This is a genomic window from Kribbella sp. (assembly GCF_035687465.1).
Lineage (GTDB): Bacteria > Actinomycetota > Actinomycetes > Propionibacteriales > Kribbellaceae > Kribbella.
This window is the reverse complement of sequence record NZ_DASRXP010000746.1, coordinates 1-11,328: the sequence shown is the minus strand read 5'-3', so window position 1 is coordinate 11,328 and position 11,328 is coordinate 1. Positions and strand designations below refer to the sequence as shown.

Genomic DNA, 11,328 nt, shown 5'->3' with positions numbered 1-11,328 from the left:
ACGTTGCGGATCCGCTGCAACCGGCTCGCCCCGTCGATCTTCGCCGACTCGTGCAGCGCCGGGTCGATACCGGACAGCGCGGCCAGGTAGATCACCGCGGAGTACCCGGTGGTCTGCCAGACGTCGGACCAGACGTAGATGTGGCGGAAGTAGTTCGGGTCGCCGAGGAAGTTGATCTCCGGGATGCCGAACAGGCCGATCGCGTCGTTGACGAAGCCGAGTTGCGGTGACAGCACCAGCAGCGTCATCGAGACCACGACGACAGTGGAGATGAAGTACGGCGCGTAGGTGACCAGCTGGACGGTCTTCTTGAAGACCCCTTGACGAATCTCGTTCAGCGCGATCGCCAGGATGATCGGGATCGGGAAGCTTGCCAGCACCAGGTAGACGGCCAGGATGAACGTGTTCTTCACCAGGGTCCAGAACACCGGGTTCTGGAAGAACAGTTCGAAGTTCTGGAAACCGACCCAGTCGCTGCCCCACGGCCCCTTGATCGGGCTGTAGTCCTTGAACGCGATCACCGCGTTCGAGATCGGGATGTACTTGAAGATGACGAAGTACGCCAACGGAAGGACGATCAGCAGGTAGAGCTGCCAGTGCCGGCGGAAACTTCGGGCCGCCTCTGTGCGCCGGCTGGGGGGCTTGATCCGGCGGGGAGCCGTCCCCTGCTTCAGTACCGGTGCCGGCGGCGCCGGTTTCACCTCGATCGTTCCGCTCACACCTGCGTCCCTTCGACGATCCTGCACGTGCTGTGACGAGTCGTCACTACTTGGAGCTAAACCGATATCCGATAGGATTTCGGCTTCCATCCGGAGAATGGCACAGAACCATCAGGAGTGGAAGAGGCACCACGCCGGTCGATACCGGACCTTGACCACGTGGCGATATCGCTTGGCTCACAAGGGGTTGCCGGGGCAGCAGACAGTTCTGTTGCCCCCAGCAACAAAGGCCGAGGGACCCGCGGATCGTCGCGGGACCTCGGCGGCCGTCAGCACCGGCGGGGATCGGGTAGGGACCCCGGACCGGTGCCCGGATTTACTTATCTTCGTGAACTATATGGCAGTCAACTGCCCGACGCAGGCTATGTCAAGACTTGGCGAGGAACCAACTGCGGTCAGGCGCCCAGTACTTCCGCCAGGGTGACCCGCCGCTGTTCGGTGGCGGATCGGACCGCACCTTCCACCATCGCGAGACTCGGCACATTACTGTGCGCATCCGTCGACGCCGGTTCACCGGTCCGCACGCACCGCACGAACTCCGCGAGCGAGCCGTCAATCTGCTCAGGGGCATTACCCACCGGCACCGGAGTGAGCGGATCCCCGGTCACCGGCGCGCTGTCGCCGTCCCAGCTGGCGGTGCCGCGCTCGGCGCCGACCCGCCACCGGCTGTTCCACGAGGTCTCCTGCCCCGGGGCACACCAACTGCCGTTGAAGACGAACCGCGTGCCACCCGGGAACTCGAAGATCGCAGTCGCCGCGGCGTCACCGGCGTACCAGCTCCAGCTGGGGTTGAACGACTCGCAATACACCGAGACGGGGTCCTCGCCGATCAGCGCGCGGGCGGAGTCGAACTGGTGGATCGCCATGTCGACGAGCAACGGGAACGGCATCTCTTCGCGGAAGCCGCCGAAGTGCGGTGCCTTGGCGAACTCGCAGGAGACGCTGGCGATCGGGCCGAGCCCGGCGACCGCCTGCCGGAGTGCCGCGAACTGGTTGAGATAGCGCCGCGACTGGCTGATCATCAGCAGCTTGCCGGTCTCCTTCGCCACTCCCGCGATGTACTGCGCATCGGTGACCGTCGGCGCGATCGGCTTCTCACACAGCACCGGCAGGCCCGCTCGCAGGGCCTCCTCGTTGACGGGGTTGTGCGCGGCCGGCACGGTCACGTTGACGACCGCCTCGGCCCCGGTGACCTGTACCAATTCCGACAGCGACCTCGCGACCGGAACGACGGCGGCCAGCTCTTCCTCGCTGATCCGCTGGGCCAGCTCCAGATCGAGGTCGACCAGACCGACCAACTCGGCATCCGGCGAATTCGAGATGGTGTGCAGCCAGCCCTTGCCCATCGCGCCGGCGCCGACCTGGATCAGCCGCAGGGGCGCTAACTGCTGAGGCTTCTTAGACACTGCTGAGCTTTTAGACATCGAAGGCCCCCACCTCGTGGCGCTCCAGGGTCGGGGCCTTGCGCTCCGGGCGGTCGGTGGCCGCCCAGGCGACGCCGTTCGCGATCACCTTGCGGACGTCCTTGTGGTGATAGACCGGATACTCCTGGTCACCGGGCGAGAAGTAGAAGATCTTGCCGTGCCCGCGCCGGAACGTGCAGCCGCTGCGGAACACCTCGCCGCCACTGAAGTTGCTGACGAACACCAGTTCCTCGGGCACCGGGATGTCGAAGAACTCGCCGTACATCTCCTGCGCCTCGATCTCGATCGGCTGCGGGATGCCTTGTGCGATCGGGTGGGTCGGATTGACGGTCCACACGAGCTCGCGGTCCCGCTCGGCGCGCCAGCGCAGGTTGCACGTCGTACCCATCAACTTCTTGAAGATCTTGGACCAGTGCCCGGAGTGCAGCACGACCAGGCCGAGCCCGGCGAGAACGTGCTGATGGACCCGCTCGACGACCTCGTCCGAGACCTCTTCATGAGCCGCATGACCCCACCACACCAGTACGTCGGTCGCCGCCAGCACCTCGTCGGTCAGGCCGTGCTCCGGCTCGTCCAGGGTCGTCGTACCGACCGTGGCCCCGGCGCCGAGGTTGTCCTCGATCCCCTCCTTGATCGTGGTGTGCATGCCGTGGGGGTAGAGCGCGGCGACGCTGGCGTCCTGCTGCTCGTGCCGGTTCTCGCCCCAGACGAGGACGCGGAGGGTTTCGGGCATGGAGGTCCGTCCTGTACAGGGTGTGGGCTGGGCGGTAAAGCGGTTAACCCGAGCCTAACCGTGCCGCGGCCAACCATGTCAAGACTTGTCCAGCCGCTGTGATCTGGTCCTGCCAGCTCAACCGGAGGTACGGGTCCGGGCGTGGACATGCGCGTCGTGCCAGCCGTCCGCGTGCAGCATCGACTGCCGCAGTACACCTTCGAGTGGATACCCGGCCTTCTCCGCGACGCGGCAGGATTGCCGGTTCTGGGTCGAGTGGTCGAGCACCAGCCGGTTCAGCCCGAGCGTCCCGAAGCACCAGTCCTCGATCACCCCAACGGCCAGCCCAGCAAGCCCGCGACCCCGCGCACTCGGCACCACCCAGTACGACAACCCGGCAGAAGCTTCCACCAGATTGATGCCCCTCAGCCCAACCTGGCCGAGCGCCTCGTCATCCTCCCCGACGATCGCCCAACTGGCGGCGTCCTCCTCGTCCCACCTGCGCGCCCACTGCGCCACCCATCCGCGCGCCTCATCCTCGTCGTCGATCCGCAGCACATGCCACCGCTGGATCTCCGCGCTACCGAACCCTTCCATCACCGCCGCGACATCCCCCACCCGCCACGGCCTGAGGGCGATCGCCTCATCCATCAGCCGAGGCTGCGGCATTGCTCGAAGTGTTCCCACAGGAAGGGCCGGCTCAACAAGACGAGGCACGCGACGACCTTAAGGCTTGGCGGTACCAGTGAGACCTAGCTGGCGCTCGATCATCGACAAGTTGAAAGCCCCGGTGCGTGGGCCCGACCAGAGCTCGGCCATCACCATGTTGACCCGAAAGACCTGCTGCAGTGGCGCGATCGCGGCAAGCTCGGCCTCGGAGAGCGGGTTGCCGAGCTCCGCCGCCGCGCGCTGGTAGCCGTCGATCAGGCCGGGCCCATCATTGACCCGGGCTTGCACCAACTCCCAGGGCCTGCTGTCCGGGTGGACCAGATCGAAATCGATCACCCCGCCCAGCCGGTCGCCCTCGAAGTGCAGGTTCCAGCTCCCGAAGTCCCCGTGCACGATGGTCTGCGGCAGGTCCAGTAAGTTGCCCTCGGCAACAGCACTTTTGGCTTCCAACATGGCCAGCGCGGCCCAGTCGGCCAACTCGGGACTGAGCTCACGCAGCGCCGCGAGGCCCGGATCCCAGTCCTGGAAGGCTCCCATCGCCTCCAGGTCCGCGCCTCGGAAGAAGTCTTGCCGCTGGCCCAGCTCCAGCCCTGCGAGATCGGCGTGCAGCCGAGCCATCAACGCGCCCCGCTCCTCGATCTGCTCCGGACTCTCTTCCTGATGTGGCTTTCCCGGCACAAAACGAGTCACCGCCCACAACCGTTCGCCGTACCGGATCGACCCAGTGACAGGTGTCGGCACAGACCAGCCGAGATCGGTCAGGTGCCGCAGTACCGCCGCTTCGTAGGCAAGATCCGTCTCGGTGTGCAGCACGTGGTAGCGGCGGAGTACGAGAATCTGGTCGTCGTGCCAGATCAGCCAGTTGCCGTTGCCGATGGAGTCCGCGTCAGTGGCTCTGGTTGTCTCGAAGCGATCGATGCGGAGGCCGAGTTCGGAGGCGACGGTGTACAGATCATCAGCACTGATCGTGGGCATCCGGCCATCAAACCAGCTGCGAAGGCGTTCTGGTCACAACGCAAAGACCTGACCCGACCATCACGGGGGAACGGCCGGGCCAGGCTACTCCGATGGTACCCGTGGAAGGGCCTCCGAACCGAGATCCTGGGGCCGGAGTTTGTGCGGCCGCCCCACCGCGTTGGAGCTGTTCGCGGTGGGGCGGCCGGTGCTGGTGTTACTTGACGCCCATCGGCTCGAAGTCGAAGACGTCGTCGTTGTAGAGCAGTTTGTCCACCGCTCCATGGAACTCGAAGTCCCGGCCCTTGCCGACCGCCAGGGTGCCCACTTTGGCTCCCTCGCCGCCGTCGTTCAGCGCCGCCTTCATCTCGCTCCAGGTGCACCGCGCACCGTTGATCCCGCACGGCATACCGGCCCCGGTCAGACCCCAGACCTTGCCGAGGGCGTCATCCGTCGCGTTGATCGCGGTCCAGGTGTTGGATGCGCTGTTGAACGGCGCGAAGACCATCGACGCGTAGTTCGCGGCCGGCAGCGCAGCCAGGTTCGGGTCGATCTCGAACGTGATTGACGGCATGTTGCCCGGCCCGCGCGCGCTGTTCTCGCCGGTCGTGTAGACGCTGAACCCGAGCGTCTGGATCGCACTCACGTCGTCACCGAGGAAGTCGACCTCGTTGCCGAAGGCAGCTTTGTCCGTGGCGCTGCTCGTGTTCAGCTCCAGCGCTCCGGCGCCTTGCGGTGCGGTGGTCGAGGTCGGCTTGAGCTCCGCGCTCCCTACCCCGATCGTGTTCCGCAGGACCGAACCCCAGTGCGTCCCCGACCAGGTCCCGGCCGGCCCCTGCGGACCAGTGGCTCCGGTCGCCCCAGTGGTGCCGGTGGTGCCAGTGGTGCCTTGGTCGCCCTTGGCCCCCTTCAAGCCGTCCTTCGCGGCGGCCGAGAAGTCGTTCAGGGCGAGCGAGCCGTCCTTCACGCTTGCGCTGGTTACCGTGTTGTTCCAAGTGCCGGTGAACCACGCGACGGTTGCGGGCGCCAGGTCCGCGCCGTACAGGGTGCCGTCCTTGACCATGGACCCCGTGATGCTGTTCGGTGCAGGCGCCGCCGCGCGTGCTGCATTGTCGGGTGTCACGACCGCCGCGGCGGATCCCGTTGCCCCCAGCAGGACAGCCCCTACGGCTGCGCCCACAACTGCGATCTGCCTTCTTTTGGTGCTCATTTTCTGCCCTTCCCAGTCCGGCCGAGTGGCCGGATCGTGCAGCGCCCGGGATCGAACCGGCCGGCCCCCGTCAGGCCGCTGCTTGGATTCGGGAAGAGACCGTCAACGTACGCTCTGTAGCCGCGCACTACTAGACCGAGGAAAACCCGATGCCCGGCGCCGCGGGGTGCCACTACCATCCGAGGCATGCAAGCTCGCTCCTGAAAGCGCACCGCCGCCTTCTGCTCAACTGAGCCTTCAGTGAGAAGGGCCGTCGTGCGTCACGTCCAGCGGTGACCGGACTCTCCGGTCGCGCTTCGTCATGCCCGCACACGTGATGCTTTCAGGAGCGTTCTATGCCTCTGCCCGCCTATCGGGCCGCTGATCCGGCCCGGACCTACTACGCCTTCAACGGCGCCTGGGCCTTCTTCTCCTCGCTGACCTTCACGCTCAGCATGGTCTATTACGTCAAGGAAGTCGGCCTCGATCCGCTCCAGATGGTCCTGGTCGGGACCACGATGGAGCTGGCCTGCTTCCTCTTCGAGGTGCCGACCGGCATCGTCGCCGACCTGTTCAGCCGCCGGCTGTCGGTCATCATCGGCTTCGCCCTGATCGGTGCCGCGTTCCTGCTGCAGGGCCTGGTGCCCGCCTTCGCCGCGGTGCTCGCCGCACAGGTGCTCTGGGGACTCGGCTACACCTTCACGTCCGGTGCCGACCAGGCCTGGATCACCGACGAGATCGGCGAGGAACGGGTCGGCAAGGTGTTCGTCCGCGAACAGCAGGTCAACCTGGGCTGCACGATCGTCGGCATCCTGACCGCGGGTGCCCTCGGCCTGATCAGCCTGTCGCTGCCGATGACGTTGTCCGGCGTCGGCATGGTCGCGCTGGCGCTCGTGCTGATGGTGACCATGCGGGAGGAGAACTTCCACCCGACCCCGAAGGCCGAGCGGGAGACGTTCCGGGAGATGGGCGCGACCTTCAAGCACGGTTTAGAGGTCGCCCGCAGCCGCCCGGTGGTTCGTACCTTCGTGCTGATCAGCCTGATCTCGGGCCTGGCCAGCGAGGTGTTCGACCGGCTCTGGTCGGTGAAGGTCCTGACCGACCTCACCTTGCCGACACTCTTCGGCACCTCCGAGCCCGCGATCTGGTTCGCCGGATTCTCGCTGGTGGGAACCCTGCTGTCACTCGCCACTTCCCTGGTGGTGAACAAGGTGACGCCCGAACGGGTCAACTCGCTGCACCCCAACGGTCTGCTGGCCCTGCTCGCTCTGTTCCAGCTGACCGGCGTGCTCGGGTTCGCGCTGTCCGGCAACCTTTGGCTCGCGCTGGGCGCGATGTGGTTCGGCAACGCCGCCGCCACGATCGGCTACCCGGTCGAGTCGGCCTGGCTGAACCGCAACCTGGACTCGAAGTCCCGGGCCACGGTGCTCTCGATGGTGTCCCAGTCGAACGCCATCGGCCAGGTCGTCGGCGGACCACCACTCGGCGCCCTGGCAGGCCGGACCAGCATCCGTACTGCGCTCGTGGTGTCCGGGCTGATCCTGACCCCGATCCCGCTGCTCTACCTGCGGTTGCGGCCGGACCGGCGTCCCGCAGTACCGGCCGCAACCGCGGACAGCGCGCCTTAGTCGGCTTCGACGCGGCGGCGGTCGTAGCCGGACTTGACCAGGCTGGCGACCGTCGTCACGAGAAGGGTGCCGGCGATGAAGCCGAGCGACGTGGCGATGCCGATGTGCGGCAGGTGGATCGCGCCGATGTCGTCGATGTGCGAGCCGTGCAGAGCCTCGATGATCAGCTTCACGCCGATGAAGGCGAGGATCACCGACAGGCCGACGTTCAGGTAGATGACCCGCTCCAGCAGGCCGCCGATCAGGAAGTACAGCTGGCGCAGGCCCATCAGCGCGAAGGCGTTCGCGGTGAGCACGACGTAGGCGTCCTGGGTGAGGCCGAAGATGGCCGGGATCGAGTCGAGCGCGAAGATCACGTTCGCCATCCCGATCGCGGCGATCACGATCACCAGCGGGGTGAGCATCCGGCGGCCGTCGACCTTCGTGACCAGCTTGGAGCCGTCGTAGTCGTGCTGCAGCGGCAGGATCCGGCGCATCCCGCGGATAACGACGTTCTCCTGGAAGTCTTCCTCGTCGTTCTCGCCCTCGAGGGCCAGCCGGACCGCGGTGTAGACGAGGAACGCGCCGAAGATGTAGAACACCCAGCTAGCGGCCGCGATGGCGGCCGCACCGGCCATGATGAAGACCGCCCGCAGCAGCATCGACACGACGATGCCGATGTAGAGCACCTTGTCCTGCGCCAGCGACGGGACGGCGAATCTCGCCATGATGATGACGAACACGAAGAGGTTGTCGACGCTGAGGCTGTACTCCGTGATGTACCCGGCCACGAACTCCGAGCCGGAGGCACCCGACGGGAAGATGAACAACAACGCCGCGAACACCGCGGCCAGGCCGACGTAGAAGAGCACCCAGCGGGTGGCGTCCTTGATCGTCACCGTGTGGTTGCGCCGGGCGATCACGATCAGGTCGAAGGCGACGATCGCGATCAGCGCGACGATCGTGATGATCCACACATGGGTGGGCACGGCAGAGACCATGGTGAACCTCCGGACGTCGACAGCGGCGGGTCCGGAGGTCTCTTCCGCCCGAAGGTTCTCGGACCGACAGCACCGGGTCGACACTGGGGTCTTCCGTGATGACGACGCTGCCGCGAAGGAATACTCCCCTCCACAAACGGGCCGATCCTACCTGCGCCCGTCCACCAGGATCGCACGCGGGTGACCAACCGTTCACCATCGATCGTATACCGGATACAGACTCCAATGCCAGCCCCGGCCGGACGCTAGTCCCCTCACACCCATCTTCTGAACAGGCCGTCGGGATCGAAGTGGTCGCGGAGGTCGAGGACACGGTCCCCGGTGGCGCCAGGGAAGGCGCGGCGGAAGGTCGCCTCGGTCGGGCGGCTCTCGAAGCTGCGGTAGGCGCCGTCGGCGTAGGGATCGAGCGGACGCCAGGCCGCATCGAGCGCGCTGCAGCCCTTGGTGGACTGGGGCCTGAAAGGCCGTGCCGGCCAGGGCAGGACCGTCGGGGCGGAATAAGCCAGGTGTGCCGTCAGCTTGTAGCGGATGACCGTGACGGCACTCTCCAGGAGCTCTTGATGAAGGCAATCGTGCACGACCAGCTCGGCGCCGCCGACTCCGTACTGCGCCTCGCGGACCGCGAGATCCCAGAACCAGGAGCGGGTCAGGTACGGATTCGCGTGGCAGTGTCGGGCGTCAACCCGACCGACTGGAAGTCCCGCACCGGCCTGTACGGCGGCGAAGCGGTCGAGTCGGTGCCGAACCAGGATGGCTCGGGTGTCGTCGACGCGCTCGGCCCTGAGGTCGACGGATTCGCCGTCGGCGAGCGGGTCTGGGTCACCCTGGCCGCATTCGAGCGGCCCACCAGTGGGACGGCCCAGGAGTACACGGTCGTCCCCGTCGAGCGGGTGTTCCCGCTGCCGGACAACGCTTCCTTCGACCTCGGTGCCAGCATCGGCGTCCCCGCGATCACCGCGCATCGCGCCCTGACTGTCGCGGAAGGCGGTCCGGCGCGACTGTCGCCCGGCGCACTCGACGGCAAGGTCATCCTGGTGGCAGGCGGAGCCGGCGCGGTCGGGCACGCGGCGGTCCAGCTTGCGCGCTGGGCCGGTGCCACTGTCATCGCCACCGTCAGCCCCACCAAGACGGCGTACGCCGAAGCGGCGGGCGCCCACCACGTCGTGAACTATCGGGACGCGGATGCGGCCGATCAGATCCGTTCTTTCTCGGCCGATGGCGTCGATCTCATCGTCGAGGTTGCCATCGGCGCCAACCAGGAACTCGACCTCGCGGTACTCAAGCCCCGCGGCACGATCGCGATCTACGCCAACGACGGGGACAAGCCGTTCGCCATCGACGTCCGCCAGAACATGGGCCTGAACACGCGCATCCAGTTCCTCCTGCTCTACACCGTCGGCCGGGAGTTCCTGATCGCCGCCGCCGAGGACATCAATCTGGCCATCGCGGCGGGCGCCCTCCCGGTCGGCGAAGAGGCTGGGCTCCCCCTGCACCACTTCCCTCTCGCAGAGACCGCAGGGGCGCACGAAGCCGTCGAAACCGGCGCCACCGGCAAGGTGCTGATCGAGATCGCCGACCTCTGAGCTGACCTCCGGGTTGGCATGCGTATTCCCTGGCCCTTGACAGTGGTCCGGGGCGGCTGGTGTGATGCGAGTCGATAGACAGGAACCTTTCCTAACTCTCGCGTTTGGCTCCCCTGCAGCTCCTTCCGCCCCCGGATCGTCAGGAGACCCCATGACCCGCCGATCAGTCTGGCGTGCCGCGTTGTCCGGCATGGCCGCCATCGCCGTCACTCTCGCTCTCGCACCACTGGCTCCATCCGCCGATGCCGCCCCCACCGATTACCAGGCCGAAGACGCCACCATCTCGCAAGGTCTGGTCGAGTCGAACCATGCCGGCTTCACCGGCCGCGGGTTCGTCAACTACGACAACCTGGTCGGGAGCTATGTCGAGTGGACGGTCCAGGCGCCCGCCGGCCCGGCCGACGTGACGCTGCGGTATGCCAATGGCACCGCGGCCGCGCGACCGCTCGACTTCACCGTCAACGGAGTCGCGGGCGCTGTCGGGATCACCTTCCCCGGCACCGGCGCGTGGACCACCTGGCAGACGAAGACCGTCCGGCTCACGCTCGCCGCGGGGACGAACAAGATCCGCGCCCGCGCGACGACAGCTGACGGCGGCCCCAACGCCGACGTCCTGACGGTCAATCCGACCAACGCCGACACCCAGCCGCCGTCCGCGCCGAGCAACCTTGCCGTCAGCAACATCAAGTCGAACGCGGCGACCTTCACCTGGTCCGCGGCGAGCGACAACGTCGGCGTGGTGCGGTACGAGATCAACCGCGGCGGCAACGTGCTGAAGGTTGTCGACGGCAACACCTTGTCGGCGACCGTGGACACGCTCACTTCGAACACCAGCTATGACGTGTCCGTCGGCGCATTCGATGCCGCGGGCAACGCTTCGCAGCAGAGCAACGTGGTCGCGTTCACCACGCCGCCCGGTGGTGACACCCAGCCGCCCAGCGTGCCGGGCAACCTGCGGTCCACCGGCGTCACCGCGAACAGCGTCACCCTCGCCTGGAACGCGTCCACCGACAACAGCGGCAGCATTGCCGGGTACGACGTCTACCAGGGCTCCGCGTTGGTCTCGACCACGAACTCCCTGACCGCCACGGTGACCAACCTGACGCCGAACACGCAATACACGTTCTCTGTGAAGGCACGTGATCCCGACGGGAACGCCTCGGGTGCGAGCAATGCGGTGACGGTACGAACCTCGGGTGCTGCGGGAGGTGGCATCCCGGAGTACGAGCGGGATGTCGCGAAGGTCGACCTCGGCTGGAGTGTCGCGTTCCTGCCGGACGGCTCGGGGTCCGCGCTGGTGACCGAACGGGACCGGTTCGAAGTACTGCTGGTCACCTCGGCGGGGCAGAAGACCACGCTGGGCAAGGTTCCTGGTGCCGTCACCACGACAGGTGAAGGTGGTCTGCTGGGGTTGGCGATCTCGCCGACCTTCGCCACGGACCACTTCGTGTACTTCTACCACACGGCCGC

11 protein-coding genes are annotated in these 11,328 nt (G+C 66.7%); 3 read left to right on the top strand and 8 right to left on the bottom strand.

Going from position 1 to position 11,328, the window contains the following annotated elements; all coding sequences use genetic code 11:
- The 6 genes from VFG33_RS40420 to VFG33_RS40395 all read right to left on the bottom strand — a co-directional run.
- On the bottom strand, positions 1-719 hold a 719-nt coding region (locus VFG33_RS40420; protein ID WP_325058342.1), incomplete at its 3' end, for an ABC transporter permease family protein.
- A gap of 395 nt (positions 720-1,114) precedes the next feature.
- Positions 1,115-2,125, bottom strand: coding sequence for a Gfo/Idh/MocA family protein (locus tag VFG33_RS40415; protein WP_325058341.1), 1,011 nt, complete (start codon positions 2,123-2,125; stop codon positions 1,115-1,117).
- Between the two features lie 10 nt (positions 2,126-2,135).
- A complete protein-coding gene (locus VFG33_RS40410; protein ID WP_325058340.1) occupies positions 2,136-2,876 on the bottom strand; it encodes a ThuA domain-containing protein in 741 nt (246 codons plus the stop codon).
- Positions 2,877-2,993: 117 nt separating this feature from the next.
- Positions 2,994-3,506, bottom strand: coding sequence for a GNAT family N-acetyltransferase (locus VFG33_RS40405; protein WP_325058339.1), 513 nt, complete (start codon positions 3,504-3,506; stop codon positions 2,994-2,996).
- A 75-nt stretch (positions 3,507-3,581) separates the two neighbouring features.
- The gene (locus VFG33_RS40400; RefSeq protein ID WP_325058338.1) at positions 3,582-4,499 is read right to left on the bottom strand and encodes a phosphotransferase; all 918 of its coding nucleotides are present in this window, start codon (positions 4,497-4,499) and stop codon (positions 3,582-3,584) included.
- A gap of 196 nt (positions 4,500-4,695) precedes the next feature.
- The gene (locus tag VFG33_RS40395; protein ID WP_325058337.1) at positions 4,696-5,688 is read right to left on the bottom strand and encodes a hypothetical protein; all 993 of its coding nucleotides are present in this window, start codon (positions 5,686-5,688) and stop codon (positions 4,696-4,698) included.
- A 335-nt stretch (positions 5,689-6,023) separates the two neighbouring features.
- Here VFG33_RS40395 and VFG33_RS40390 point away from each other — a divergent pair, with 335 nt between their 5' ends.
- Positions 6,024-7,295, top strand: coding sequence for an MFS transporter (locus VFG33_RS40390; protein ID WP_325058336.1), 1,272 nt, complete (start codon positions 6,024-6,026; stop codon positions 7,293-7,295).
- Here the strand turns inward: VFG33_RS40390 and VFG33_RS40385 are convergent.
- Complete coding sequence (locus VFG33_RS40385) at positions 7,292-8,263, bottom strand: TerC/Alx family metal homeostasis membrane protein (RefSeq protein ID WP_325058335.1); 972 nt, start codon at positions 8,261-8,263, stop codon at positions 7,292-7,294. The genes VFG33_RS40390 and VFG33_RS40385 overlap by 4 nt on opposite strands.
- Before the next feature lie 266 nt (positions 8,264-8,529).
- A complete protein-coding gene (locus tag VFG33_RS40380; protein WP_325058334.1) occupies positions 8,530-8,853 on the bottom strand; it encodes a hypothetical protein in 324 nt (107 codons plus the stop codon).
- Between VFG33_RS40380 and VFG33_RS40375 the strand changes: the two genes are divergently transcribed.
- Entirely contained in the window at positions 8,836-9,858 is a 1,023-nt protein-coding gene (locus VFG33_RS40375) for an NADPH:quinone reductase (RefSeq protein WP_325058333.1), read from the top strand. The genes VFG33_RS40380 and VFG33_RS40375 overlap by 18 nt on opposite strands.
- A 151-nt stretch (positions 9,859-10,009) precedes the next feature.
- The coding region (locus tag VFG33_RS40370) for a fibronectin type III domain-containing protein (RefSeq protein WP_325058332.1) at positions 10,010-11,328 on the top strand (1,319 nt) is incomplete at its 3' end.